28 protein-coding genes and 1 tRNA gene are annotated in these 26,541 nt (G+C 60.2%); 6 read left to right on the forward strand and 23 right to left on the reverse strand.

Annotated elements, in window-relative coordinates; genetic code table 11:
- The first annotated feature begins 96 nt into the window (after positions 1–96).
- Positions 97–173: transfer RNA gene (locus tag PM3016_RS36095), tRNA-Asp, on the forward strand.
- Between the two features lie 157 nt (positions 174–330).
- Positions 331–1,296 (forward strand): tRNA glutamyl-Q(34) synthetase GluQRS, encoded by a 966-nt coding sequence (gluQRS, locus tag PM3016_RS36100; protein WP_014372718.1) that lies wholly within the window; start codon positions 331–333, stop codon positions 1,294–1,296.
- A gap of 155 nt (positions 1,297–1,451) precedes the next feature.
- Here gluQRS and PM3016_RS36105 read toward each other — a convergent pair whose 3' ends face one another.
- From PM3016_RS36105 to PM3016_RS36120, 4 genes are all read right to left on the reverse strand, one after another.
- Positions 1,452–2,975 (reverse strand): extracellular solute-binding protein, encoded by a 1,524-nt coding sequence (locus PM3016_RS36105; protein ID WP_013921481.1) that lies wholly within the window; start codon positions 2,973–2,975, stop codon positions 1,452–1,454.
- 265 nt (positions 2,976–3,240) lie between these two features.
- Positions 3,241–3,918: a YceI family protein gene (locus PM3016_RS36110; RefSeq protein ID WP_014372719.1), complete on the reverse strand. Its 678-nt coding sequence runs from the start codon at positions 3,916–3,918 to the stop codon at positions 3,241–3,243.
- A 106-nt stretch (positions 3,919–4,024) separates the two neighbouring features.
- Positions 4,025–4,846, reverse strand: a complete 822-nt coding sequence (locus PM3016_RS36115) for a M56 family metallopeptidase (RefSeq protein ID WP_238540404.1) — start codon at positions 4,844–4,846, stop codon at positions 4,025–4,027.
- Between the two features lie 36 nt (positions 4,847–4,882).
- Complete coding sequence (locus tag PM3016_RS36120) at positions 4,883–5,296, reverse strand: BlaI/MecI/CopY family transcriptional regulator (RefSeq protein WP_014372721.1); 414 nt, start codon at positions 5,294–5,296, stop codon at positions 4,883–4,885.
- A gap of 242 nt (positions 5,297–5,538) precedes the next feature.
- Between PM3016_RS36120 and PM3016_RS36125 the strand changes: the two genes are divergently transcribed.
- A complete protein-coding gene (locus tag PM3016_RS36125) occupies positions 5,539–6,444 on the forward strand; it encodes an SDR family oxidoreductase (protein WP_014372722.1) in 906 nt (301 codons plus the stop codon).
- A gap of 78 nt (positions 6,445–6,522) precedes the next feature.
- Here the strand turns inward: PM3016_RS36125 and PM3016_RS36130 are convergent, their stop codons facing one another.
- The 3 genes from PM3016_RS36130 to PM3016_RS36140 form a co-directional block, all read right to left on the reverse strand.
- The gene (locus tag PM3016_RS36130; protein ID WP_013921486.1) at positions 6,523–7,878 is read right to left on the reverse strand and encodes a dicarboxylate/amino acid:cation symporter; all 1,356 of its coding nucleotides are present in this window, start codon (positions 7,876–7,878) and stop codon (positions 6,523–6,525) included.
- A 157-nt stretch (positions 7,879–8,035) separates the two neighbouring features.
- Positions 8,036–9,754 carry a methyl-accepting chemotaxis protein gene (locus PM3016_RS36135; RefSeq protein ID WP_014372723.1) on the reverse strand — a complete coding sequence of 573 codons (1,719 nt, stop codon included), beginning with the start codon at positions 9,752–9,754 and terminating at the stop codon, positions 8,036–8,038.
- A gap of 167 nt (positions 9,755–9,921) precedes the next feature.
- Positions 9,922–10,698 (reverse strand): AAC(3) family N-acetyltransferase, encoded by a 777-nt coding sequence (locus PM3016_RS36140; RefSeq protein ID WP_014372724.1) that lies wholly within the window; start codon positions 10,696–10,698, stop codon positions 9,922–9,924.
- Between the two features lie 166 nt (positions 10,699–10,864).
- Between PM3016_RS36140 and PM3016_RS36145 the strand changes: the two genes are divergently transcribed.
- Positions 10,865–11,164 (forward strand): hypothetical protein, encoded by a 300-nt coding sequence (locus tag PM3016_RS36145; protein ID WP_014372725.1) that lies wholly within the window; start codon positions 10,865–10,867, stop codon positions 11,162–11,164.
- A gap of 16 nt (positions 11,165–11,180) precedes the next feature.
- Here PM3016_RS36145 and PM3016_RS36150 read toward each other — a convergent pair whose 3' ends face one another.
- From PM3016_RS36150 to PM3016_RS36180, 7 genes are all read right to left on the reverse strand, one after another.
- Positions 11,181–11,939 carry a uracil-DNA glycosylase family protein gene (locus PM3016_RS36150; RefSeq protein WP_014372726.1) on the reverse strand — a complete coding sequence of 253 codons (759 nt, stop codon included), beginning with the start codon at positions 11,937–11,939 and terminating at the stop codon, positions 11,181–11,183.
- Between the two features lie 37 nt (positions 11,940–11,976).
- Positions 11,977–12,957, reverse strand: a complete 981-nt coding sequence (locus PM3016_RS36155; protein ID WP_013921491.1) for an ABC transporter permease — start codon at positions 12,955–12,957, stop codon at positions 11,977–11,979.
- Positions 12,950–13,861: an ABC transporter ATP-binding protein gene (locus tag PM3016_RS36160; RefSeq protein WP_014372727.1), complete on the reverse strand. Its 912-nt coding sequence runs from the start codon at positions 13,859–13,861 to the stop codon at positions 12,950–12,952. Before PM3016_RS36160 ends, PM3016_RS36155 begins: the two co-directional genes overlap by 8 nt.
- 14 nt (positions 13,862–13,875) lie before the next feature.
- A complete protein-coding gene (locus tag PM3016_RS36165; protein ID WP_014372728.1) occupies positions 13,876–14,670 on the reverse strand; it encodes an SGNH/GDSL hydrolase family protein in 795 nt (264 codons plus the stop codon).
- A gap of 498 nt (positions 14,671–15,168) precedes the next feature.
- Entirely contained in the window at positions 15,169–15,801 is a 633-nt protein-coding gene (locus PM3016_RS36170; RefSeq protein ID WP_014372729.1) for a hypothetical protein, read from the reverse strand.
- 276 nt (positions 15,802–16,077) lie between these two features.
- Complete coding sequence (locus tag PM3016_RS36175) at positions 16,078–17,058, reverse strand: DMT family transporter (protein WP_014372730.1); 981 nt, start codon at positions 17,056–17,058, stop codon at positions 16,078–16,080.
- 125 nt (positions 17,059–17,183) lie between these two features.
- Entirely contained in the window at positions 17,184–17,993 is an 810-nt protein-coding gene (locus PM3016_RS36180; RefSeq protein WP_014372731.1) for an AraC family transcriptional regulator, read from the reverse strand.
- Positions 17,994–18,118: 125 nt separating this feature from the next.
- Between PM3016_RS36180 and PM3016_RS36185 the strand changes: the two genes are divergently transcribed.
- Both PM3016_RS36185 and PM3016_RS36190 read left to right on the forward strand, forming a co-directional pair.
- Entirely contained in the window at positions 18,119–18,799 is a 681-nt protein-coding gene (locus PM3016_RS36185; protein WP_014372732.1) for a futalosine hydrolase, read from the forward strand.
- Position 18,800: 1 nt separating this feature from the next.
- Entirely contained in the window at positions 18,801–19,643 is an 843-nt protein-coding gene (locus tag PM3016_RS36190; RefSeq protein ID WP_013921498.1) for a 1,4-dihydroxy-6-naphtoate synthase, read from the forward strand.
- A gap of 136 nt (positions 19,644–19,779) precedes the next feature.
- Here PM3016_RS36190 and PM3016_RS36195 read toward each other — a convergent pair whose 3' ends face one another.
- The 9 genes from PM3016_RS36195 to PM3016_RS36230 all read right to left on the reverse strand — a co-directional run bounded on the left by PM3016_RS36195 (position 19,780) and on the right by PM3016_RS36230 (position 26,474).
- On the reverse strand, positions 19,780–20,778 hold the full coding sequence (locus PM3016_RS36195; protein WP_014372733.1) for a glycosyltransferase: 999 nt from the start codon (positions 20,776–20,778) through the stop codon (positions 19,780–19,782).
- 42 nt (positions 20,779–20,820) lie between these two features.
- Entirely contained in the window at positions 20,821–21,765 is a 945-nt protein-coding gene (locus PM3016_RS36200) for a phosphotransferase family protein (protein WP_013921500.1), read from the reverse strand.
- Between the two features lie 258 nt (positions 21,766–22,023).
- The gene (locus PM3016_RS36205) at positions 22,024–23,466 is read right to left on the reverse strand and encodes an S-layer homology domain-containing protein (RefSeq protein ID WP_014372734.1); all 1,443 of its coding nucleotides are present in this window, start codon (positions 23,464–23,466) and stop codon (positions 22,024–22,026) included.
- A gap of 139 nt (positions 23,467–23,605) precedes the next feature.
- Positions 23,606–23,950 (reverse strand): FlxA-like family protein, encoded by a 345-nt coding sequence (locus PM3016_RS36210; RefSeq protein WP_014372735.1) that lies wholly within the window; start codon positions 23,948–23,950, stop codon positions 23,606–23,608.
- Positions 23,951–24,115: 165 nt separating this feature from the next.
- Positions 24,116–24,499, reverse strand: coding sequence for an ArsR/SmtB family transcription factor (locus tag PM3016_RS36215; protein ID WP_013921504.1), 384 nt, complete (start codon positions 24,497–24,499; stop codon positions 24,116–24,118).
- 3 nt (positions 24,500–24,502) lie between these two features.
- Complete coding sequence (locus PM3016_RS36220; protein ID WP_014372736.1) at positions 24,503–24,934, reverse strand: SRPBCC family protein; 432 nt, start codon at positions 24,932–24,934, stop codon at positions 24,503–24,505.
- A gap of 29 nt (positions 24,935–24,963) precedes the next feature.
- Positions 24,964–25,338 (reverse strand): hypothetical protein, encoded by a 375-nt coding sequence (locus PM3016_RS36225; RefSeq protein WP_014372737.1) that lies wholly within the window; start codon positions 25,336–25,338, stop codon positions 24,964–24,966.
- A gap of 311 nt (positions 25,339–25,649) precedes the next feature.
- Entirely contained in the window at positions 25,650–25,817 is a 168-nt protein-coding gene (locus tag PM3016_RS39060) for a hypothetical protein (RefSeq protein ID WP_013921507.1), read from the reverse strand.
- Positions 25,818–26,027: 210 nt separating this feature from the next.
- Positions 26,028–26,474: an RrF2 family transcriptional regulator gene (locus PM3016_RS36230; RefSeq protein ID WP_014372738.1), complete on the reverse strand. Its 447-nt coding sequence runs from the start codon at positions 26,472–26,474 to the stop codon at positions 26,028–26,030.
- Positions 26,475–26,541: the final 67 nt, after the last annotated feature.

Genomic DNA, 26,541 nt, shown 5'->3' on the forward strand with positions numbered 1-26,541 from the left:
AAGGCGTTTCCATTTTGACACCAGAAGATATTGCCATCTGCCCCGCATTGTGCTATGATACTGTTTGTCTGAATGTAACAGACAACCTTCTATCGCGGAGCCGTGGTGTAGAGGCCTAACATGCCTGCCTGTCACGCAGGAGACCGCGGGTTCGAATCCCGTCGGCTCCGCCATTTCTTATCTCATCCGGCCCGCTGCCGGCATGATCATGACACCGACTGAATCGGGCAGGAATTTATTCCTGCCTTTTTGCTATATCCGGAAGCCTGGACCTCCGGCAGGCTTCCCCCTACCTCTCCCTGCCCTTACTTCTGATCGAGGTGACGATAGATGAGACGCGGACGCTTCGCCCCGACGCCTTCGGGGCTTCTTCATATCGGCAATGCCTTCACGGCCCTGCTCGCCTGGCTGCAGATCCGCGCGGCATCTGGCTCCTTCGTGCTGCGCATCGAAGACATCGATACGGCCCGCTCCCGGCCCGAATATACCCGGCAGCTGCTGGAGGATCTCGCCTGGCTCGGGCTCGATTGGGATGAAGGGCCGGACAGCGGGGGCCTCCATGCGCCTTACGAGCAGAGCCTCCGCCTGGAGTCATACGCTGCCGCCGCCCGGCGGCTGGAGGAGGGCGGCTGGCTGTACTCCTGCTTCTGCTCCCGCGCCGAGCTGAAGGCCGTCGCCCGGGCCCCTCATGGGCTGGCCTCCGAAGGGGCCGCCTACCCGGGGCTCTGCCGGCACCTCACCGCCGCGGAGCGGGAGCAGCGGGCGGCACGCAAGGAGCCGGCCCTCCGCTTTGCCGTTCCGCCGCGGGAGGTTGTCTTCACCGACGGCGTACAGGGCGGGCAGCGGGTGGCGGCCGGAAGCCTCGGCGACTTCGTCGTGAAGCGCGCGGACGGCGTGTTCAGCTACCAGCTGGCCGTGGTGCTCGACGATGCCGCGATGGGCGTCACCGACGTGCTCCGCGGCGCGGACCTGCTCGACTCCACGCCGCGGCAGCTGCTCCTCTGCGAGGCGCTCGGTCTGCAGCCGCCGGCTTACCACCACGTGCCGCTGCTCTGCGCACCGGACGGCAGCCGGCTGTCGAAGCGCGACCGCAGCCTGACGCTCTCGTCTCTTCGCGTGTCGGGCATGCGCCCGGAGCGGCTGCTCGGCCTGCTGGCCTTCCTGGCAGGCCTGACCGACCGGCCGGAGCCGGCCTCGGCGTACGAGCTCACCGCCTGCTTCGAGCCGTCCCGCATCCCGCGGACGCCCGTCCGCATTCCGCGAGAGCTCTGGGCCGGGCTTCCCTCGGTCGGCTGACCGCAATGCGGCCTTACAGCTCTGCGCAGCCCGGACGTTCTCCGGACCCCGGAGGCGGTTCGGCTGACCGCCCCCCAGCTCCGCCACACCTCAAGAAAGGGCGGCAGGGACCATCGTCCCTGCCGCCCTTTCTCTTATCTTTGGCTTATCGCAGCTTACTTCTTGTTTACCGCCTTGTAAGAAGCCGTGAACTCCTCGATAATCTTCGAGCCGCCTTCTTTCTTCCAGCGCTCGACTTCCTTCTGGAAGCCGGCTTCGTCGATGCTGCCCAGCATGAACTTGTAAGTGGCGTCTTTGATGATTTCCTGAAGGCGTGCGCCTCTCTCCGTATACGTCTTGGAATCGAGCGGCAGCGTCGGATCGTGGATCAGGAAGCTGTTGTTGTCCTTCACGAGCTCCTCAGCCTTCGTACGCACCGGCAGCGTGAATCCGGAAGTCAGCATCTTGATCGTGCTCTCGCCGCCAACCTGCAGCGCTTGATAAGGCTTCACATCGCGCTCCCACAGCTTCACATCATCCGTAAGCATCGCTTTGCCGTCCTTGATCGAATAGTGCTTGCCCTCCTGGCCGAAGAACAGCAGGTTCGCCGTTTCGGGTGCCATCAGCTTGTCGAAGTAAGCCAGAATGTCCTTCAGCTCCGCTTCGGTCTTCACTGCCGATTTCGGGAAGACTACGCCGGAGCCGAAGCCCGGAAGCGCCCATACACCCGGCCCCTTAGATCCTTCGATGCGGTTGGCCACTTCAAGAACCGCGTCCTTGTTCACAGCGGAGAGCTTCTGGTGAAGCGTCAGCACGTCCGGCAGGGAACCGATATAAATCCCGGCCTTGCCTGTCGTGAACAGGTTCTGCTGATCGGTCTTGCTGGTTACAGGGAAGTCTTTGTTGATCGCGCCGTCCTTGAACAGCTGCTGGAACCACTTCATCGTCTCAAGGTAAGCCGGATCTTCGAATTCCGGATAGATCGCCCCATCCTTCACACCCCAGTTGTTCGGCGTGCCGAAGTAGGAGGATACCGTTTTGAATGCACCGTAGATCAGGTCGTTCCGGTCGGTGATCCCCATCGTGTCCTTCTTGCCGTTCTTATCGGGATCGTTTTCTGTAAACGCTTTCGCCATTTTGTATAAATCATCAAGTGTCTTTGGAGCCGGCAGTCCGAGCGCATCCGCCCAATCTTTGCGGTAGATCACGCCTTGGCGGGACCATGGTCTTTCCTGATAAAGCGAATATACTTTGCCGTCAACCGACATGTTCGTCAGAATCTTGGGATCCAGGTTCTTCAGGTTCGGGTAATCCTTCAGATATGGACCAACCTCCCAGAACTGGTTGTTGCGGAATGCATCTCTCAAAGTAATGAGCGAGGTCTGGTTGCGGAGGAAGACCGCCTGTGGAAGCGTGCCCGTTGCGAACGCTGCGTTCAGCTTCTCATCATAGTTGCCGTCCGGCACCCACTGAATCGTCAGATCCGTCCCGGTCTTCTCTTCGATCATTTTCTCGAGCTCGGTATTCGGTACCTCCGGTGTATGAAGATTGGCCATAATCGTAATCGGCGTAGGACCCTTCTTGGCGGCTTCACCCCCACCTGCTGCTGCAGGCTGCTGGGTTCCCGCCGAATTCGAACAGCCTGCGGCGAGCGACACGGCAAGAGACGACACTACAAGCGCTTTCAAACGGTGGTTCATGGATATTTCCCCCTGATCTCTGATAGGCTGTGGTCTGACTTGCCCTAACTATAGTAGGAACGGGGCGATTACGTAAATAATCAGCGCATTGGATATTGAAGATGCCTGTACCGGCGCGGGTTTCGAGGGAGTTCGGGAGAAATCGGGGCCGTTGTAAGAGGGCCCGCCGCTAAGCATAGAACCCTTCATCCAATGAAATGATAATGGTGTACATCACGGCAAAAAGCACCGGATGGGTTCATCCGGCGCTGTTCAGGTTCGGTTACTACTTGGCCATCACGAGGCGCAGCTGCAGCGTGATGTTATTCTCCGTATCCACGACGACGGCGTGAGGATTCTTCAGACCGAAATCCTCAAAGGTCACGACCGAGCTGCCTTCCAGCTTGATCGTTCCGCCGCTGTATAAAGCATCGGTCTTGAAGGTTACGTCCTTCGAAACGCCTTTTACCGTCAGTGTGCCCGGAAGATCGAAGGTTACCTTCTCGCCTTCCTTCCACTCCTTCGGCAGTCCCTCAAATGACTTCGCCTTGAACTCCGCCTTAGGGAAGGCTGCGGCATTCAGAAACTTCTCGCCGGCCACGTGGCTGTCCCTTGTTGCATTGCCCGATTGGACCTTGGCAATCTCAATCGATGCGCTGGCGGCATTCTTCGTCAGATCGCTTACATCCAGCGTCCATTGTCCCTGCACTTCACCGCTCTCGAAGTTGACTGTCTCTTTGGACGTTGTCACAGAGAAGTAGACCTTGGACTCCGGCTGAATCTTCCACTCTCCGTTCAGCTTGGCGGCATCCACCGCCGCACCCCCGGACGCCTGTACGGAAGCATTCGCCGGGATAACCTCCTGCACGGTAACGTGATTGCCGGCAAAGTAATCATAAGCGGCATAAGCACCGACCAGCACAACGATAACACCTGCGGACAAAGCGATCATTTTTTGTTTCATAAATTGTTACCTCCTAAGGTTGGATTGGTTTGGGACCAGCAATGATTCCTCCAGCCTGCACTACGCAATGTAGTGCAGATGGTTAAAAAAAATTAGAGATAAACCACTAGAGATATAGAAACTCTATAAGAAACATAGCCGACAGTACGGCTGCGACCTTCAGAGATATCATCATCCGTTTCAGCGGAAAGGACAGGGCTTGTACGGCCTGCGGGTCGATCAGCTGTTGGATTCTATAATTGATGGATGTTTCGGCAAACGAAGCATAGGCAAAAGCATAAGAATGAACCTGCTTGCGCTTCAGCAGCTTGAGCAGCGCGCTCCCCAGATGAACGGGCTCGCCCGTCTTCCGGATGGCCGCGGCATCAGCCAGTACCTCCCTCGCTGCGCTGTACTGCTTGGAATTCCACTTCAGGATCGGGATATACCACAACACATCGGCACATCCGGTCATCAGCATCGTCTTCAGCGGATCCCGGTGCTGCAGGTGAAACTGTTCGTGGTAGACGATCGCCTCCAGCTCCCCCGGCTCCAGCATTTGCAGAAGGCCTGTGGACAGAACGATCTTCGGACGAAGAAGCCCCATGGTCAGTGCGATGGCGTCCGGGTGATCAATCACCTGAAGCTCGCCGGGACCGAGACCGTACCGCTCTGTGAGCAGCGCCGTCAGCTCCGCATCGTGCAGACGACTGAGCCTGCCCTTCGCACGCAGGGAGAAGTAGATCTGCTTGGCAGCGCCCCAGAAGAGCAGCAGCATCGTGAAAACCACAACCCCATCCAGCACGTAGACCACCCATGCGAGACCCAGCGACTCGGCCAGGGCCGTGCAGTGAAGGAAGAAGTTATACCCGACCGGCTGTCCCGTGATTCCTTGAACCACATAGAGCCCCATCTGGGCCAGCAAACACATCGAGGTGCACAAACTCAACAGGAAAAGAATCCTCGATCTCCGTTCCCACATCGCTTATTTCCCCTCTTTGAGTTGTTTGATTTTCTGCTCCAGCTTGGCGAGCAGCTGCGGATCAGCCTCATCCAGTGCATCCAGCATATGGTTGACAACCAGGGGACCGAAATCCTCGACGAGGCTGTGCGATATTTCCTTTGATTGGCTCTCGAGAAAATGCGCCTTGGACTGCACCGGAGAATACATCGAGGTGCGCCCTTCCATCGTCTTGGTCAGAATCCCTTTCTCCAGCAGGCGGTTCATGACGGTCATGACCGTGTTGTAATTCAGGTCCTTCTCTTTCTCCAGGCGGATCTGCACATCCTTGATGGACTGGTGGGGATGGGCCCACAGGATTTCCATAATCTTCGCCTCAAGCGGTCCGAAGAAGCGCTCGAGCCCTCGCTGATGATAACCCGATTTTCCTGTACGCATAGGATACACACCTTTCACTACACATTGTAGTGATAAATGGCAGGAAAAGTCAACCCCAACTTTTCCTTCCCGTATTGTAATACCCGAACCTGAAACGAGTCTGAAGGAAACCTTAATTTTTGCTGAAAATGGGTTCGGGAATCCACCGCGGGTTTGATCCGCCCCCCTCCAATCCCGCACCCTTGCGCCCAGAGAAGAATACCCTGAGTCATAGGCAGTTACCCTTATCTTTGGAGGTTCCCATGAGCACCTATCCCGTGTATCCCTATTACAGCACCCATACCGAATGTGAACAAAAGCCCGTCGCCTTTCCCCCGCAGAAGCAGGAGGAGCAGCCGGGGCTTGAATATCTCATGACGCCGAGGCCGATCTATGAGAATCCGGCGTACTCCGGGAGCCGGAAGCTCGAGAACCGGGTCACCCTGATCACAGGAGGCGACAGCGGGATCGGCCGGGCCGCGGCGATCGCTTTCGCCAAGGAGGGGGCCGACGTGGTCATCGCCTACCTAAGCGAGCATCCCGACGCGATGGAGACGAAGAAGCGCATCGAGCAGCTGGGGCGGCGCTGTCTTGCGCTTCCTGCCGACCTGCGGGTCAAAGCAGCCTGCACTGCCGTCGTGGAGAAAACCGTGCAGGCCTTCGGCCGGCTGGATGTGCTCGTGAACAATATCGCGGTGCAGTATCCGCAGGAGCAGCTGACCGACATCACCGAAGAGCAGCTGGAGCAGACCTTCCGCACGAACATCTACTCGTTCTTTTTCATGACGCAGGCCGCCCTTCCTTACCTCAGAGAAGGAAGTTCGATCATCAATACAGCCTCCATCACAGCATACCGCGGCGAAAAATTACTGCTCGATTATTCCACCACCAAAGCGGCGGTCATCGGGTTCACGCGCGCCCTGTCCCAGAACCTGGTGGCCCGCGGAATCCGTGTCAATGCTGTAGCCCCCGGCCCCGTCTGGACCCCGTTCATCCCCGCGACCTTCCCGCCGGAGCGGCTCGCCGTCTTCGGTACGGATACACCGATGAAGCGGGCCGCCCAGCCGTTCGAGCTCGCCCCCGCCTATGTGTACCTGGCCTGCGACGATTCCCGTTACGTGACGGGGGAGACCATGCATGTGAACGGCGGGGATTTTGTCGGGGGATAGCGGCTCCCGGGAACAGCACGGGCATAATACAAAAGAGCAGGGCAAGTACCCTGCTCTCTCGATTCTGATACATTCGGATTAAGCTGTAGCCGTCTCGAGCGGATCTTCTTCACCGCGGTTGAAGGACTCGCGGTCGAATTCGCCTTCGGCGTTCGCTACCAGCAGGGAGGTTACGGTGGTTCCCGTCGCATTGACCGCCGTGCGGCCCATATCGATGACGGATTCCACCGCGATCACCAGCCCCATGCCCTCCAGCGGCAGCCCGAGCGCCGTCAGGACAACGGTGGTGGAGATCGTTGCCGGTCCCGGTACCCCGGCCACCCCGATGGAGGAGATGACCGCAACGAGGATCAGCACGATATATTCCGAAGGGCCGAGCGGGATATTATAGACCTTCGCGACGAACACCGCCACCACGGCAGGCCAGACGCCGCCGCACCCGTTGAAGTTCATCGTGGCGCCGAGCGGGGCCACGAAGGAGGCGATCCGGTCCGATACGCGCAGGCGCTTCGTAATGACCTCCAGGTTCACCGGCAGCGTGGCATAGCTGCTGCGGGTCGTGAAGGCGACGGCCGCCGTAGGATAGGCCTTGCGGAAGAACTTCAGCGGATTGACCTTGGCCACCAGACCGACCAGACCGCCGAAGACAAACACAAAATGCAGGATGAGGGCGATGTAAGAGGCGATGATAATCTTCGCCAGCGGAGCCAGCGTATCGAGGCCGTAACGGGCGGCCATGGAGCCGACTAGCGCGTACACCCCGTACGGCGTCAGACGGATCACGTACTTGACCACCTGGTGCAGAATATCGGCGAGCGAGGCTACGACCTGCTTCACCGGCTGAACGGCTTCCGGCTTCTTCGAGCCGACATGGATGATGGCGACGGCCACGAAGATCGCGAAGATCAGCACCGGCACGACCTTGCCTGTGGCCATATCATTGATCGGGTTCGACGGAACGAGATCGATGATCACCTGGGAGAAGGTCGGAATTTCGCGTGCCTTGAAGTCCTTCGGCACAGCCTGCTGAATCCCGGCGCCCGGATCGACCGCCAGAGCGACGGCCAGGCCGATCGCTGCGGCAATACCGGTCGTAAGCAGGAACCAGGAGATCGTCTTCACGCCGATCTTGCGCAGCTGACCAAGGCTCGACAGCGACGTGATGCTGTGAATAACAAGAACGACGACCAGCGGCATGACGAGCATCTTGATCAGGTTGACATAGATCGTTCCGATCGTCGAGACGCTCTTGTAGTCCAGCTTGAGCGTGTTGAAGGCAATCCCGGCCGCCAGCCCCAGGCCAAGGGCGAGCAGGACACGTGTACCGAAGCCTACGCGCTTGCGTGCGAGGAAGTATAGGAATCCGATAATAACAAGCGAGACGAGAAGCGAAATCCAGTTCGTCTGGAATGCCGTAAAGAGATTGTTTTGCACGATGGAGCACCCCTTTTATTCCGACTTAACTAATCGGTATTTATTAATTTATATGCATTAAGGTACTCCTCTTATTCCGGTTTTGTCAAGACATTCTTCGCAATTTCTTTTCAATACCAATTATTCAAAGCAAAAAGAGAGCCCAAAGGCTCTCCTCTTAGACGCTTATTTTACCTAAGGTTGATTTGAGATCCGAAGCCATGGCCGTCAATTCTTCCGAGCCGGCGGCAAGCTGCTCGATCTCCCGGGAGATTCCTTCCGCGATCTCCAGCACAGTCTCCGAACTGCGCAGCGTGCTCTCGATAGTCTGGTCTACACCCGAGATCAGCCCGATGATCTTCTCAGAGCCGGCGACCTCTTCCGCCGTCACATCCGTAATGCCCGTGATGTTCTTCACGGTACCGCTCAACGCGGCGAGAATCTGCTCGAGCGCCCGGCCGGCCGCTTCGGCCGATGCACTGCCTTTGGCCACTTCAGCGCGGCCCTGCTCATTGGAGCGTACGGCAAGCTCAATGCTGGCCGTGATTTTCTTGATGAGCTCTCCCGCTTCCGCCGCCTCGCGGTTGGACTGCTCGGCCAGCTTCCGGACCTCGCCCGCGACCACCGCGAACCCCCGGCCCGCTTCTCCCGCACGGGCCGCCTCGATCGAAGCGTTCAATGCCAGCAGATTCGTCGAATTGGCAATTTCCGTGATGGAGGAAGCGATGGATGCGATTCTTGCGGAGTATTCATGCAGCTCCAGTATATGCGATTCGGTTTCGGCCGAACGGGCCTCAATGGAAGACATGCATTCGACCGTATGCTGCACGGTTTCCTTCCCCTTCTCCGCAATCGCCTGCGTTTCCTTCGAATCCCGATGGGCCTCCGACGCCTTGCCGTGAGCCGTCTGGATCAAGGCGGAGAGCTCCTGCAGGACCTCGGAGGACTCCCTTACCGAAGCATGGCCGCTTGTCGCATCGCGTGTCACGCTGCGGTTGCGCTCGATGACTTCATTGTAGGCCCGTGTCATGTCTTCGAGCCCCTTGGCCATGCTCTCCGAGGACACGGCCACCTGATCCGCCGAGAGATAGACGTGCTCGTTGATATCCCCGATCATCCGCTGCAGAGAGCCAAGCATGCCCCGCACGGCAGCCGATAACCGGCCGATTTCGTCGCGTGAACGCACTTCCTGCACTTCGATCCGCAGATTGCCCCGCGACACTTCTTCGGCTGCCTTCGTGATAGCGACGAGCGGGCGGGTGCTGCGCGCCACAAAGAACCAGATCACAAGCGCGGCAATCGCCACCTGAAGGACGCCGTAGAACTGCATCCGGCCCCGGAAAGCGGCAATCGCATCTTCATAAGGCTTATTCGCTACGCCCACATACCAAATCCCGATGATCTCGCCCTTCTCATTCTTGATCGGCTCATAGGCCGCCTGGTAGATCTGGCCGACTACGTTGGCCTCGCCGAGATACAGCTCCCCCTTGCGGAGCGTGACTTCGGCAACGACATCCGACACCTGCGTCCCCACGGCCCGGGAACCGTCCGCTTTCTTCACGTTCGTGGCCACCCGGGTATCCCCGAGGAATATCGTGACGGTATCGCCCGTATCGGCACCGAATTCATCAATAAGCCCGTAATTGCCGTCTATGAGCGTCTCGCCCTTATAGAGCTTGCCCTCCCGTACGGACCACGGTCCCGGATACACTTTGTCGAGCAGAAGCCTGCCGCTCTTCAGGTCGCCCTGGAGCTTGGTCCGGGCCGCGGCCAAAATTTCTTTCTTCGCATGCGTGACCGCATATGTGCCCATAACCCCGCTGCCCACTACAATCAGAAGGGTGATGAACAGGATCAATTTGGCCTTGATGCCAAGCTCCATCTGGAATTTCCTCATGCTGCGTTTTCTCCTTCGTCTGGGTTGATCATGATGTGAGTGTGACATACATCACCTATACGGAGTATATCGGCTTCGTACAGCGGTTTGTTTATTATCCACTATGTGGAAGAGGGCGCAGCAAAAAAGACCCTGTCTCTCCGACAGGGTCTTCCCTCATATATCCGTCAGTCCCAGGCTCCCGGGGCAAGCGGCTCGTTGTCCGAGAACAGGTCCGGGTCCTTCTCCAGCATGGCCTTCAATTCTTCGTACAACCGGACAGCGCTGCACACATACACCAGCGCATCACCCAGCTGCCCCCGGTACCAGGCACCTCTGCGTTCCAGCGCCTCCTCCACCTTCCAGAAATGCTGGGACCAGCTTAAGCCGCAGTGGCGCCGGGATGGAACGGGAATCTCCGTCCCGTCCGGCAGTACGGTGAACAGCGCCTCATGATCGTCTGTCATCCGGCCGGGAATGTCCACCCATTCCTCAATCCCATGGATGTAGGTGTTCCGCCGGAAATCGACGCCGACCAGCAGAATCACCGCTTCCCGGTCGAGCAGCCGGCCCCAGGCGGAGCCGCGGGCGCACGGCGTATCGAACCGTTCATCCCCCGCCGTGAATGCCGCGGCGTCCCGGCCCAGCGCGGCTACCGAATGGGTCGGATGCCAGGAGCGGACCACCCCCGGACGCTGACGGAAGAGTTCCGTCAGGATGCCCACACAGGTGGGCGATGCTGCTACGTGAAACCGCGGATTCTGCGCGTTGATATATGACCAGGTATGCGTGGGAAGCACAAGGAGTCCGTCCTTCATGTAGCCGGATAAGGCATCCAGCACGGTGTCGGCCCCGCCCTCCACATCGCCGATCTTCTTCATGGAAGAGTGCATAAGCACCGTTCCCCCGGGATCAATGCCCATCGCTCTAAGCTGGGCGGTCAGGTCCTGCTGCGTATATCCCATCTTCCGATTCTCCCCTTCCCTCCGGCTGTTCCTCTTCCTTCCGCCCGGGCAGAGCTGCACCCGCATCCGGTTGCCTTCCTGCTCCCCTATGGGATACAATGCAAGCAAGAACCCAAGCCTTCGGGCTCATCACGAATTCGATCATCATGGAAGGTAGGTTACAGCCTTGAATACGTTTTCTTCCGGTGACGCTATGGGCCTGCTCATCGTCGCCGTTGTCCTTCTGCTCCTCGGAGCCATGCTGGTCCGGGCGATCGGCCGCTCGAGCGCCGACCTGGAGCCGCTGCGCAAGCGCTGCCTGATGTGGACCCAGATCGGCGCCGGCCTCACGCTTCTGCAGATCGTCCTTCGCGGCGACTGGCGCTTCGGCTCCGTGCTCCTGCTCATCACGCTGTTCACGGCAAGCCTATGGTATGCCGCCCGGCATTACGAGAACAAGCGGCGGCAGCAGCCCCCTTCGGAGTAAGCCTCCCCGGAGCGGGTCAGCCGCCGCCGAAGAAGACCTCGGCCGCTGCCTGCATCGGTTCCCGGTTCCCGGCGAACTGCGCATGCCGGTGGCCGTTGGCTCCCGACGGGTGGGGGAAGCCCCACAGCACCTGACCGCTGTCCAAGAAGCCGTCCTCCGCCATGTGCCGGAGGACGGCTTCTACGATTTTGCCGAGCGGCACGATCAGCGGACGCCGGAGCAGCGGCAGTTCATGGGCGAGCGAGGCCCGCGCCGCCTCCAGCAGGAACGGCGAGGCCGGCAGCGCCGGGTTGTGGCCCGTGTAGTTGCGGCCGCCGGCGAAGACCGGGTCACGCAGCATAGAGGTCGTGTGCAGCAGCGCCTCGCCTTCGCCACCACCGCCGCCGAACAAGGCTCCGGCATCCGGAACACCGAGCAGGCGCGGCAGCCCGAGCCCCTCCAGCATGTCTTCCAGGTTCCGCCGCATCCCCCCAGCGAACCGGGCTTCCCGCTTCACCAGCCGGGCCGTCTCCTCCAGGGGGACGCCTTCGCCAAGCAGCCGGCGGGCCGTGCGGAAGGCGAGCTCCATCTGGGTCCAGCCCGGCGTGATGCCGATGATGACAAGCCGGGCGGCAGGATTCACATACTCGCCGTGCGGCGCGTAATACACCTCCACCCGTCCCTCCCGGTGAAGCCGGAAGGTACCCGTCAGCAGCTCCTCCCGTGTCAGCGGGCGGTCCCCCGGAAGCGAGAGAATCGCCTCCCTGTATTGTTCCAGTCGGCTCGTCAGCAGCACGGCGCAAGCTCCTCTCTCGATCGGGCAGGCATCCGATCTAGTAAACGTCCCTGCGGGTGAAGGATACGAACGATACCAGCAGCCCCGCCGCTCCCCACGCCAGCAGCACAAGGAGCGAGAAACCGAGCGACATCCCCTCGATCGGCGGTGCCGCATCCTCCAGATAATCGATCAGCTCCAGATTGACCATGAAGAGATATTTGGCCGACTCCCAGGAGGCCACCATTTCCTTCAGGATGACGCCGGCAATCAGGCAGGCCAGCATGATGCCCATGCCGGCGGCGGTGCTGCGGATGAGCACCGACAGCATGAACGAGAGCGTCGCCACCACGAGCGACACGAACCAGGCCAGCCCCATCTCCATCGCGATGTACTGCCACTGCGGCAGCGAATGCACCCGGGAGGCATCGAGCTCTCCCCCGCTGGCGGAGAAGCCGGTCAGCACCGGCGCCCCCCAGCCCTGGAAGCCGAAGACGGCCCCGGAGATCAGCGCCGAGAGCAGCCCGAACATCAGGATGATGAAGGAGACGGCCAGGGTCAGCGCCAGATATTTGCTGAGGAGGATGCGCCAGCGCCTCACCGGACGGGTCAGCAGCACCTTCACGGTGCCCGCGCTGTGCTCCGAGGATACGATATCCGAGGCGATCACCATCATCATCAGCGGAAGCAGCAGCGTCGTCGCGTTCTCCACGAAGTTGCGGACGAACGTCGGGGCGCCCGGCAGTGCCGGATTCACATCGGCGTCGAGATAATACTGCTGCTGGGCGATGCGGATCTGCAGCTCCGCGCGGGAGGCTTCCGGCACCCGGCCGGAATTCAGCCGGTTTTCCCAGTTCGAGATCTGCTGCTGCACGGCCGTCCGCCAGTCCACATTGCCGAACCGCTTCAGGTTCTCCATCCCCTGCCGGTACTGCGCATAAGTGAAGAGGGAGATGAGCACCGCGATGATCAGCGTGACCACGAGCAGCTTCCGTTTGCCGGTGAGCTTCAGCATTTCGTTATAAACCAGATTAATCAATGCTCTGCCCTCCTGTCAGTTCCAGGAACAAGTCTTCGAGCGACGGCAGCTTCCGGTTCATCTCCAGGACGTCCACGCCCGCTTCCACCAGCGCCCGGTTCCACCGGCCGATCTCCCCTTCCTGATACGGGGTCACGACATACTCCTCCTGCCGCTCGACGTCCGGAGTCAGCCCTTCAAGCACCTGCCGGCCCTTCTCGGGCGAAGAGAGCTTCCACAGCACCCGCTCCTGCCGGGACAGCAGGGTGTGGACCGCATCCACCCGGACCACCTCGCCCTTCGAGATGATCGCCACCCGGTCGCACAGCTGCTGGATCTCGCCGAGCAGATGGCTTGAGACGAAGACGGTCAGTCCTTCCTTCTCGGCCAGGAAGCGGATGAACTCCCGCATCTCGCGGATGCCCGACGGATCAAGCCCGTTGGTCGGCTCATCCAGAATGAGCACCTTGGGACGACCCAGCAGCGCCTGTGCGATACCGACCCGCTGCCGCATGCCGAGCGAATACGTCTTCACCTTGTCGTGAATCCGGGCGCTGAGCCCCACGAGCTCGACCACCTCGCGGATTCGAGCCTCATCGACCCCATCCATCATCCGGGCAAAATACTGCAGGTTGCTCCACCCGCTAAGATAGCCGTAAAGCTCCGGATTCTCCACAATGCAGCCAAGGTTGCTCATGGCCTGCGGGAACTGCTTGTCCACATCATAGCCGCACACCTCGATCGTGCCGGCTGTGGGCCGGATCAGTCCAACGAGCATGCGGATGGTCGTCGTCTTGCCCGCCCCGTTCGGCCCGAGGAAGCCGAACACTTCGCCCCGCCGCAGCTCGAGGTCGATGCCGCGGATAATCTCCCGGCCGCCGATCACCTTGCGGAGGCCGCGCACCGCCAGCGTAATCTCACTCATCTCCTCCGCCCCCTTTACCAGGTCACCAGTGCCGCAGCCCGTTCGGCAATGAGCTTGTACCCCTGCACGTTCGGGTGGAACTGGTCCGTATACAGATAATCGCTGACTTTGAGCTGGAACAGGTCGAAGGTCGGCACGAGCACCGTCTTCGGATAGGCGGCCGCCGTCTCCGCCGCCTGATAATTCCAATCCCGTACGATCTTGCTCGTCACGTTCGCATCCTTCAGCTCGATGAACGGATTATAGAGTCCGATAAGGAACAGATTCGCCTGCGGGTTCAGCTCCCGCAGCCGGCCGAGGATCCCCTGCAGCTGCTTCGTGTACTCCTCCTGAATCTTCGCCACCGCCGCAAGATCCAGCGTCGCCAGCGTCTCGCCGCCCCGGAACAGGTCATTGCCGCCGATGCTGACCAGAATGATGTCGGCCGCCTTCACCTGGCCCTGTACAGCCGCCTGCCCGAGCATCTCCGCAAGCTGCGGCGAAGTCTGGCCGTTGACGCCCAGGTTCTCGAGGACCACCTCTTCCTTCGCCTTCCCTTTCAGGGCGTCCGCCAAATAGCCGGCGTACCCTTTGCCCTCCGGATCGCCGTACCCCCGGGTAAGGGAATCGCCCAGCGCAAGCACGCGGAACTTGCCGTCATCCTCCGCGGGAGCGGCCGGCACCTCCTGCACCGCTTCAGGGGGCTTCGTCAGCGTGACAGGGGGCACTTCACGGAAATAGTCATACAAGGTCCAGGCCAGGCCGGCCAGACAAGCGGCTGCCGCCAGCGCAGAGACCGCCATCAGCCATGGTAACGTCTTTTCTCTCAAGGGTGCTCCTCCTCCGGTGATCCGTGAACTCCTCTTTCTTTTAAATGTACAGCATAAGAGCACTCAACTCCAAATCCTGCGCAAAGCGCCGCTGTCTCCAAAGACCCCGCTGGGGTGGGCGGGGAAGGACGTTTCACCAAAATATAAAGTTTGTGGTATATGTAACTGAAATGCTGCCGGCCTTCGTGTAAGATACTGCTTAGAGAACACAACAGACAGGAAACCCTCCGCACCCGGCCCGCTCCCTCCCGGAACGCCCTTCCCCCAGGCCGGTGTCCCCCGCATGTCTCCTCTCCCCGAATCCCCGCATCGACTCCCCGGTCAGGCTCCACCTTCATGCCAAGAGCCGGTTCCGCTTCGTCTGAAGCCTGGAACCGGCTCTATTTCTGTTTTTCTCTAAGGCGTATTCTCGAGATAACAGGCGGGCTCGACTTTACCCTATAACAGCAAAAAAGAGCCTGGTGAGGGCTCCTTTTTGTATTCCTTTGGCAGCATCTTTTACTGTGTGCAGCCGATCGGCAGAGTTAAGCCATAGAGCTTGGTGTTTCTGCACACGGTATCATGCCAGTAAGCCAATTGGTCGTCGAGATCCTTAGCGGCATGCTGCTGGATAATTTCCATGGAGGCCGTTGCTCCCGCAACATCGGCGGGGAAATACGCGGACCAGTAGTCCGTGCGGTCATACCGGCCGATCCAAGTGCCGTCGACACCGAATTTCTTCTGCTCGGTAGCACCGATGACGGCCCCGTCGCTGTTCTTCAGCAGAATGAATACACCGCCGGTAAAGCCGGTCAGTTTCACGCTGTTCTTGGTGCGCGTTATAGCATCCAATTGACCCGCCAGCGGGCCGGAGCGCTGCAGGGTGGCGCGGGTATTCATGTAGCGTCCCCCGTTCGAGCTTTGCCAGGAAGCCTCCTGATATAAAGCAGGAATATCGCTTAGGGTCTGGGTTGTGGTCGTGGATGTTGTCCGCGGAGGAGTATATCCGCCACCTCCGCCTCCGCCGCCTCCTTCTACATCTTCATTGCGCTGGGCGAGCGCCGAAGAGCCGGGCGCGACGGCGAGCAGGGCTGCCCCCGCAACAGTTAAGGACAGTAATGCCGTTTTCCATTTCGATTTTACCTTGTTCATATATAAGTACCTCCCAAATTTGTTATTTCTTAGCGGCCGCATAATCAATATAACGCCTTCCTTTGTTTTTGATAATTATCCTAATGTATACATTTATTGTATGTATTTAGCATAGCCGTCCTAGCTATGGTGGTTATATTTTGAAAAAAAGGAGCCCTAGTGGACTCCTTCGTGTTGTTGAGAACGGATGAATAACTGAAAGACTGGAGATCGTCTGAACTGCTCCCGGACGCCGCTCCGTTATCGAAGCACCGGGAGACGGAAAGGGCGCTCCTGTTATCCCGTATGCGGTCGGCCCTGCCCGCTTCCCGCCTCTTCACCGGCCGCCGGCTCTCTCCCGCTGCGCTGCACGACCCCGATCGCAGCCAGAATCAGCACCCCGCCCGCCAGCTGGACGGGATGAACCGTCTCCCCCAGCGCCAGCCAGCCGCAGACCACTCCAACCACGGGCACCAGATTGAGGTACATGGTCGTTACCGTTACATCCAGCCGCTGCAGTGCGTACAGGTACAGGAAATAACAGCCTGCGGAACAGCATACCGCAAGGAAGGCCATGTTGACCCACGCACCGGCCGAAAACATCCCCCACTGCCGGTATTCGGCAAGGGCCGCCGGAAGCAGGAAGAGCGTGCCCCACCGGGTCTGGCTTGCTGTCATGAGCAGACCCGAGTACCGGGAGCCCAGTGCTTTGTTCACGAGCGTGTAGAACACCCATGCCGTCATGGCGCAGGCAATGAACAGGTTCCCGAGCAGATGTCCGGGAGCGGAAGCGAGCTGCCCGCCCGCCGTCAGCGCCAGGAAGGTCCCCGCGGCGGCAAGCAGCAGACCGGCGCTTCGGACCGGCGACAGCCTCGTGCGGTTGAGCGCCAGGTCGAGACCCGTCGCAAGTATGGGAATGATGGCTGTTATCAAGGCCGCGTTCGAGGCGGTTGTGAGCGTCATCCCTTTGTTCTCGCAGTAAAAATAGACCGTAATCCCCAGCAGTCCGGCGAGGGCCATCCGACGCCGGTCAGGGCGTTCCACCTTAGCGCCCGGTTCCATTCTGCGCAGCAGCACGCTCAGCAGCAGGGAAGCCATCAGGAACCGGATGGCAGCCATCGTGACCGGCGGCACCTCGCTCACCGTTACCTTGATCACGAGGAACGACACGCCCCACAAAGCCACCGCGGCGGCCATGGCGGCATGAGCGGCAGGCTGCCCTCCGCCCCATCGCCTGATCCATCCTGTTCCGCCCGGTCTATGTCTCATTTGCTGCATGCCCATCCCCCCGCATTCTTTACTCCTGACCCATTGTACAAGGCAGGCAGGCGCGGGGTATTGTAAAAACTTGCTGCAGGCCATTCAGAGGCGATGAGAGGGATTGACGAAACTGCTGCCGGACGTTACCGGAGTGCATCGGTATAGGCCAGCGGGGTAACACCCGTGTAGCTCTTGAAGCTTTTGGTAAAGTGGCTCTGGTCGTAGAAGCCCGCCTCGGCCGCCACCTCGGCAATGCTACGGCGCTTGGCGAGCTCCCGCTTGGCGTAGTGCAGGCGCAGCATCGTCTGGTAAGCATGGGGCGGAATCCGGAAGGCACCGGTAAACCGGTGTACGAGCCGGAACCGGCTGAGCCCCGATACGGCTTCCAGCCGCTCCAGCGTCACCCCTTCCAGAGCATGGGCGTGCAGATACTCCTGCACCCGCGCAAGCTTACGGCGCTCGCCGGCCGTACCCGCCGCATAGGCTTCGACCTCGGCGTTCGGGTTCAGCAGGCCGCCGGCCAGCTGCAGCAGCCGGGTCTCGGTCTCCAGCGGGGACCTCCGCCCGGCGAGACACTCGGCCACGCGGTTCATCAGCCCGCGGCTTCTCCGCGTGCTCTTCCGGTCCATGACGAGAGACGGGCCGCTGAGCCGCAGTTCTTCTCCCAGCCCCTCCATCCATTCTGCATGGATGAAGAGCATTTTGTACCGCCACCCGGACGCCTCCAAGGGGCTGCAGGCATGCGGCACATAGGGCGGGATCCAGATCAGTCTGCCCGCCTTCATGTCCAGCTCCCGGCCGTCGCACCAGACCCGGCTGGCTCCGTCCTCCACGATGCCGAGGGAATATTCTTCGTGAAAATGCTTTTTGGCCGGCATTTCGCCTGCAGCACAAACCTTGCATTCGAGTTGCGGCAGGGCCGGATCCCGGTAAAACCGGATATCGTGCGGCATGTGCATTCTCCTTTCTCTTCTGCTCCCCCTTCGCCTGCTCTCCGCTCCGGTTGACCCGTCCCGAAAAAGGGCGTATCCTTGACCTTGTCGCTACGTATTCCCTTCCTGCAAAGGAGCGCTTACATATGAATTCTTCAACCAGCGGCGTCCATTCTGCCGGGCAGGATGGGCGTGTGCTTATCATCACCGCCGTCGACGCCGAGCGGGAGGCCGTGCTCCGCGGTCTCGGCCGCTCCGCTCGCTTCGAGGTCATCGCCGCAGGGGTGGGCCCGGCCGCCGCTGCCGCCGGTACGGCCGCAGCCCTTGCGGCCGGGAACTACCGCCTCGTCGTCAGCGCCGGCATCGGCGGGGGCTTCCCCGGCCGGGCGGCCGTCGGCTCGATCGTCGCCGCCACGGCCATCGTGGCCGCCGACCTCGGCGCGGAGACACCGGAGGGCTTCCGCAGCGTGGACGAGCTCGGCTTCGGCAGCTCCCGGCTGGCGGTCGACAGCGCGAGGACGGCCCGCTTCGCGGAGGCGCTCGCCGCCGCCGGGCTGCCGGGCGCAAGCGGGCCGGTGCTCACCGTCTCGACGGTGACCGGCTCCGCCGCCACAGCCGAAGCGCTTGCCGTGCGGGTGCCCGGTGCTGCCGCCGAGGCCATGGAAGGCTTCGGCGTGGCCACCGCCGCCGCGCAGTACGGACTTCCCGTGATGGAGGTCCGCGCCATCTCCAATGCGGTCGGTCCGAGGGACCGTGCCGCCTGGCGCATTCCCGAAGCGCTGAAGGCGCTTGAAGCAGCAAGTACCCTTTTCCTGGAGGTCCTGTAAGATGCGGATTGCTTTTAGTCCCTGCCCCAATGATACGTTCGTGTTCCATGCCTGGGTGCACGGCCTCGTGCCGGGCGCTCCGGTCCCGGACGTCCTGTACGCCGATATTGACATCACCAACGCGCTTGCAGCCTCCGGAGACGGTCCGGACGTCATCAAGCTCTCCTACGCTGCGCTCCCATGGGTGCTGGACGAGTATGCCCTCCTGCCCTGCGGGGGTGCGCTCGGCCGCGGCTGCGGCCCGCTCGTGCTGACCGCCTCCCCGGAAGCGGGGGCGCTCGGGGCGGCAGCCCTCTCCGGCAGGCGGGTGGCCGTACCGAGCGAGCGCTCGACCGCCTACCTGCTGTTCCGGCTGTGGGCAGCCCAGAACGTGCCGGGCGGCGTAGGCGAGATCGTCGTCATGCCGTTCCACGAGATCATGCCCGCGGTCCGCGACGGCCGCATCGATGCCGGGCTCGTCATTCACGAGGCCCGCTTCACGTATCCGTCCTACGGCCTCACCCTGCTGACCGACCTCGGCAGCTGGTGGGAGCAGGATACGGGCCTGCCGATCCCCCTCGGGGCGATCATCGCGCGCCGTTCTATGGACCGGGAGGCTCTCGCCGGCTGGATCCGCGCGTCAGTCGAATATGCATGGGCCCATCCCGAGGTCTCCCGCGATTACGTGCTGAGCAAATCGCAGGAGCTCGACCCTAAGGTCGCCCAGGCGCATATCGACCTCTACGTGAACGAGTTCACGGCCGATCTCGGTGAGAGCGGCTATGCGGCCATTGAGGCGCTGCTCGGCCGGGCGGCGAAGGAAGGCCTCGTGCCCCAGTTCGATCTGGCGAAGCTGCGGTCCTGAAGCGAAGCCATGAACTAAGCCCCTTTCTGCGGATAGAAGCGGAAAGGGGCTCTTTGCTGTATTGGGTTTTCTCTTTTTTGTACAGCTAAGCACTGGCTTGTTCCGATACGATACCCGCTCTCCTTACTTCCCTGCGCTACTTCAGCCAAGCCGAGAAAAAGTCCCGGTAGCCTTCCTTCATCACCCGGCTCGAGAACCGGCTGAACGCATATTCCCGATTGTCCATCGAGGCCTTCATCGGGGAAGCCACGGCCATATTCACGAGCTCGAACCAGTTCTTCTCATTGCCGGCGAACGAATGGCGCGAAGAGATGTGGTCGTAGCACGGATGCTCCGGCTTCACGACAATCTTGCCCATGGCGAGCGCTTCGGTCAGCGGCATCGCGAAGGTATCGAACTTCGAGCAGCTCCAGTACACCTTCGCGGTGTTCATCAGGGCGAAGATCTCATCCTGGGTCAGGGCGAACTGCAGCTTCACATTGTTCGGGATGCTGTACCGCTTCATGCTCTCCTCGTACCGCCGGCCCCCGAAGACCATGAACACTTCCTTATCCGGGTTCTGCCTCGCATACTCGAGCACGAGATCCGGCCGCCGGTTCTCCTCGTCCCGCCCGATCCACAGCACCCGGTTCTCCACGATCTGCGACGGGTCGAAGTGCTTCTCCGCCAGCTCCTCGCTGAAGCCGATCGGAATGACGTTGACATCGGTCACGCCGAAATTCCGTGCAAGCTCCCGCTTCAGGAACTCCGTTGACACGACGGCTTTGTCCACGATGGAATAGAACGGCTTCATCATCTCATAGCCCGTCAGTGCGGGGTCCGGGAAGCTGTGCGGGAAGAGCACGCTGTTCTTCAGGAACATCTTGAGGAACGTGAAGCCCGATACCGTATAAATCACATGCTCGATGTTCTCCCGGTAAATCTGGTCAAGGACGATATCGTAGTTCACCAGATCGCCCTTCTCATGCTCGTACCCCGGCAGCCAGTCGTACCCGCTCACATGCCGCTCCGGCGAAATGAACACGATCTCCACGCCCAGTTCGCCGGCAAGCCTCTTGAGCCGCTCCGCGAAGACCCGGGGGCCCTGCGCTTCGGTAAACTGGATTTTTCTCATCACCAAGCCTACTTTGGTCATGCCTTACCTTCACTCCTGTCCCACCTGTATATATTCCATGCCCTAGGCGTTATGACGTGCGCATTGGATGAAACTCTCCAGCGTCTCCTCCCGCTGTTGCTCCAGCTCGGCCCGGCTCCAAGGGCCGCTCTCCCGCTGCAGATCGCCTGCGATCAGCCTCAGCATCCAGAGAGAAAATACCGCCGAGAACAAATAGTACTCCCTCTTGAAACCGGCCCGTTCCAGAGGCGGGGCACCGGTGCAGCCGAGATACGTCTCCAGCGCCTTCTCCCGCATCTCCTCCGTCACCTGCTTCGGAAACAGGGGATGGGACAAGTCCACCAGGTGGTACAGGTCCCAGTAGGGGATATTCAGATGCGCATGCTCCCAGTCGAGCACGATCAGCCTGCCGTTCATCAGCGCGTAGTTGCCGAGATGCAGATCCCCGTGGGAGAGCACCCGCTTCCGGCTCCACTCCCAGCTCTCCAGCCGGTCCAGAAGCCCTTGCAATAGCTCCGCCGCTGCAGGCTCTGCAGCCACCAGCGGAGGCAGTGCGCCCTGGCTGCGCAGCAGGTCGCCGGTCATCTCCTCGATCGAAGGCTTGTGTCCCTTCAGGGGCGCTTCGATCCACTTCTCGGCCGGCGAGGCATGCCAGCCCGCCATCTCCTCGGCCACCCGGAGCACAATGTCCTCGCGGAAGGTATGCTGCATGGGGCCCATGTCTTCGAAGATGAGCCAGCCGTCCTCCCCCGCTTCGTCTGCGGACCTGGCCAGCAGGCGGGGATAAATCGGAGGCAGGCTCTGCAGCACCTGATCGTACACCCAGCGCTCCCTGCCGCTCTGTCCGTTGTGGGTCAGCGGCTTGAAGACATAGCTCTCCGATGGAGACACATAGAAGCGTTCCACCTGCTTCCCGTTCATTCCCGTATAGAGAATTTCACGCCTGAGGATCCGGCTGTCGTCCAGAATCCCGCCGGACAATACCACATCGCCGATCGGCAGCCCCATTACACCATCCCACCCGTGTTTCCAAAGATATAGTAAACCCCATTATAAACTACTTTCCGCCTAATATTAATTTTTTTGAAGACGGGACGGCGGGATCGGAGCGATGGTGAACCCCAGGTTACGGACGATAACGGGCGGCGGTCTGCCGTCCCCCCGCTTCCTTCATGTCCAAAATAAATAAGCCGCGGCAATCAGCCGCCGCGGCTCCGGGTATTGCGGGTTCACCTTCACAGGAACACCGCATCTATTCCGTCCGTATTACTCGGTCTCTTCTTCCCCCAGCAGACGGTCGAGCAGCGCCGCCACTTCCGCGCGCGTAATCGTCTTCGAAGGCGCGAAGTTGCCTTCATCGTCGCCCTGGATCAGCTCCGACTTCACCGCAGTGGCGATGTACGGGCGCAGCTCCGCCGGAATGCTGTCCGCATCCTTGAACCGGCTCTTCAGCAGCTCATCGGCCTCGGTCTCGCTCAGCAGGTTCATCGAAGGGTTCTGCTTCAGGAGCACCTTCACCAGGGTGACGGCCACGTCCTCCCGCTTCGCGCCGGCACTTGGCTGGAAGCTCGCTTTGCCTGACGCATCACTCTTCAGGTCGAAGAATTCCCGGGAGGCTTCGATGTCCTTGTACGACCAGCGGTTCTGATCCACATCCGCATAGTCGCGGCTCTCGGCGGAGGCTTCTGCGCTCAGGTCGAAGCTGCGGGTCACCATCGTAGCCAGCTCTTCCCGGGTTACGGTGTTATCCGGGTTGAACCGCTGGTTGTCGTCTCCCTGCAGGATCCCCTTCTTCACCAGGTTCCGGATGCTGCCGACCGCCCAGTGGCTGCCGATATCCGTCAGCTCTACTTGACCCGCCTGGGCCGCCCCGTTCAGCTTAGCGGCACTGCCTTTGGCTTGTCCTGCCGCCGTACCGGGCTCCTGCACTTCCCCGGACGTGTCCGGACGTACGCCGCCCTGGCCCTCGATCTGCCGCTTCACGCGGTCGGACAAGGCGGACTTCTGCTCTTCAGCCTGCGCCTCAGTGAACGTACCGTCCGCCAGCTTCGCTTCAATCTCCGCTGTGAGCGCCGCAGTCACCGCCGCGCGGAAGTCCTCTGCGCTCATACCCTGTGCCTCGGCAAAAACCGCGAGCGTCCGGCCCTCCTTCATGGCGGCTGTAATCGTACTTTCCTCCACTCCCAATACCTCGGCGGCATATGCGGTCAGGTTGGCTCCCATGCCGATTCCCCGGCCGCCTTCTGCGGTCCCCGCCGCACCATCGAATTCGCCTGCCGCCTGGCGCTTCAACCGCTCCGGCAGCTGTGTCTTCATATTCTCCGCCTGTTCGTCCGTGAGGGTCCCAGCCGTATGTTCGGCGTTAATCTTCGCGGTCAGCGCGGCGGTCAGCCCTTTCAGATAATCTTGCTCACTGAATCCATAGGCCGCGGCGATCTCCACGAGCGTCTGCCCCTCCTGGAGAGCCGCCGTAATGACGCTCTCCTCCACGCCAAGCAGCACGGCGGTTTCGGCAGTCACATCACTGCCTGCGAAGCCGAAGCCGCCCTGCGGACCGCGCTGGCCGCTCTGCATCCCAGCCTTCACTCCGGCCTGCACGGAAGACGTGCTTGTGGCGGCGAACGCCTCGTTATGTAAGATCGGAGCGGAACCAAATACGACAGATGTCAAAAGGGTACCTGCGAGAATTTTGCGGTTGAGTGCTTTCATGGTTATGAATTCCACCTCTCGAATGGGAATGTTGTTACGAGAATCAGCATAAGGCCCCTGCCTGAAACTCTTCTGAGCGGCAGCTGAAGGCTTCATGAGTCTCCGCTGAGGATTCCCTGAAAGGTGGTGCTCATCGAGCCTAGATCCGGACGTCAAACGTACCGTTCGGATTCGTCGCGGAGCCGGTATTGACGCCATAGAGGCTTCGGAGCTCCGAAGCAGCCTCCGCATTCCCGTTCAGGGACGAAGAAGCCCCCTGCGCGGACTTCGACTCCGCTTTGCGCTCTGCGATCTGCCGTTCAATCTGCTCGATCTGCATCTGCAGCTGCGTGATTTTGAGCGTTTTGGTTTTCTCGTCTTCCTTGCTCTCCTGCCACTGCCTGATTTCGGCCTGCAGCCGGGACTTCTGCTTCTCCAGGTCGTTCGTGTCCACGGTACGGGCCGCAGCCGTATAGGAAATGCTTGACACGGAGGATGCGTTCATGTTTCCCTCTCCCTTGTTACCAGAATAGGTCCTGCGCCCCCATCATATCCCGCCAACCTGAAAGAACGCTGAAGGTCCGTTGAATGTTCGTTTAAAAGAACAAAAAAAGAACGTCCGCCGAGAGGCAAACGCTCTGTCTCTTTCACATCATTACACTTCCGGCCCCTAGGGCCGTTCTTCATCCGCAGCTCCTGGGATCCCGCGGGGACCGCCCAAGCTATCCCCCTCCGGCTCACCGGACTCCACATACCGCCGGAGCGCCTCGAGCTTGTTCTCCCAGAACCGCTCATAGAAGTCGAGCCACTTCTTCAGCTCAAGCAGCGGCTCCGCTTCCATCCGGTAGCGTGTCTCGCGCCCGATCCTCCGTTCCTTGACCAGGCCTGCTTCTGCAAGCACGCGCAGGTGCTTGGAGACGGCTGTCCGGCTGATCGGAAAGTGGCTGGAGATGGCCGTAACCGGGAGCTCCCGGCCGGCCAGCAGCTGCAGCAGTTGACGGCGGGTCGGATCAGCCACCGCCTGGAAGACATCATGCTTCGGCTGCGCGGACACGGCCTACGCTCCGCCCTCGACATAGCCGGCCAGCTTCTGTACGATGCCGACCCAGCCTTGGGACATCCGCTCGCGGACGACGCGGTGTGTCTCGCCGAACTCCGTAACCTTCTCCGGATCCCAGCCGGAGTGAATCAGCGTGAATTCCGTCTTGCCGCCAAGATCCTTGAGCTCGAAGCTCAGCGTCCAATCCTGGCCCCAGCGGAACGACAGCCCGGTCGGAGGGGTAACCGACGTCACCTTGCAGGGCGACTTGCCGAACGGCCCCGCCTCCAAGTGAAACTCATGGCCTTCCACCGGCTGAAAGTCATTCGGCATAAACCAGGCGGCAATGCCCTCGGCTGTCGCGACAGCACTCCATACTTTGTCGATCGGTGCGTTAAATACCTGGGTTTGGCGGATATCCGGAAGGTTGTTGTCTGTATTAGCTGTCATGCTCGTGTTACCTCCTATGTAGGGTTTTCTTATTTCTTCTTCACTTTATCCTGATGCCGGAAGCGGAGCGCGGACCACTGCTCGTCGACCGCCACATTGCTGACCGGACGGTAAAACGATATGCCTTCGACCAGCTTGAACAGGATGTCCCGGTTAATGTCCGTCTTGATCTTCGAGCTCATCTTCGGGAAGGTGATCCAGAACAGCGCGTCCTCCTTCAGGTAAGGAATCGTGCGCGGCACCCATTCGTGCACCTGCTCGCTGCTGCCCACGAAGAGCTGAACGAAGTCATACGTTCCCCCGGGTTCGCCGTTCTCCTCGATTCCAAGGCGGTACCCCTCCGGAGCATTGAGCACCAGAGCCCGTCCCTCTTTATACCGCAGCTTCTTCAGCAGTTCTTCCATCTCATCTTGTCCTTTCGCCGCAATATGAAACCAAATGGTTTCGCTTTATAATACGGCACCTTTTGGTTTCATGTCAATAGCCGAGTCCGCCCCTCTGTTCCCTTTAACAGTTTGCTCCCAAGTACAGCCGAATAACGACCGTGCGGGGTGAAAATAAGAAAAACCCCTGATCGGGGTCTTTTCGAAGAAGTACATCCATGGTTCATATGAAGTTTTTCTTGCGATATAAGAAAGCTTCGGCTTCGCTGAAATCTAATATCTAAAAAAAACGCCCGGGCCGCGGGGGCCGGGCGCTGCTGCAGATATCGGTATTATCTCAGGAAGTACCACCAGTAAGCCATCTCGAGGGTTTCTCCCATGCCGTTCGGAACGTAGCCGTAGTACATCGCATCCGCCTCACCTGCGCCGATGCCTCCTACACCCAGTGCCACTACGGCCACCATAGCCATTGCCATTGCTGCGATACGTACGTTTTTCATTGTTCATCTCTCCTTTGTGCTGTTCGCTTCTTATGAACCTATAGTACACGAAGGAGAGAACCATTTCTGTTAAGAACGACACCGATAAAACGTGTATTATTTCGCAGTCTGGAGAGGGTCTCCGTGCCAGGCGGCCGGCTGGTCAGCCGTTAAAGAAAGGTGCGCCGTCATCAGATCAAAGAAGCTCAGCTCCGTGGTGATGCTGCTTGTCTAGTCCTGATCCGGCTCCGTTTGCGGCTCCCGGGGATACAGACTGGAGATGGTCACAGCGGCCAGACTGTCCCTCATCGCCTGTTCGGAGCGGTGGAGCGCCAACGTGACATTCCGGCCCGCTTCCTGGGCGATAGGGCCTGTCAGATCCGAAGGGTATTCCATCCGGAACAGGGGGCGGTCCGCCTCAATGGCCGTGAACACATCGAGCAGCGTGATCTCATCCGGATGCTTCGCGAGCCGGACGCCGCCCTTCGAGCCTTCCTTGGTCTCCAGAATGCCTGCCCGGTTCAAGGTCTGAAGAATCTTGACCGTGGTCGGCAGGGGAATCGCCAGCATCTCGGAGATCTGGCGGGAGGGGACGTAGTCATAGATGCCCCGCTCCACCTTAACGGCAGTGAGAATGACAACGCCGATACCTTGATAATATGCCAATGAATAACTCATACGCTTACCCGCTCTTCCGCCTGAATTACCTACTACTATACCGGGTTCGTCCGGGATGTCAAACGCT

Source organism: Paenibacillus mucilaginosus 3016 (assembly GCF_000250655.1).
Classification (GTDB): domain Bacteria; phylum Bacillota; class Bacilli; order Paenibacillales; family NBRC-103111; genus Paenibacillus_G; species Paenibacillus_G mucilaginosus.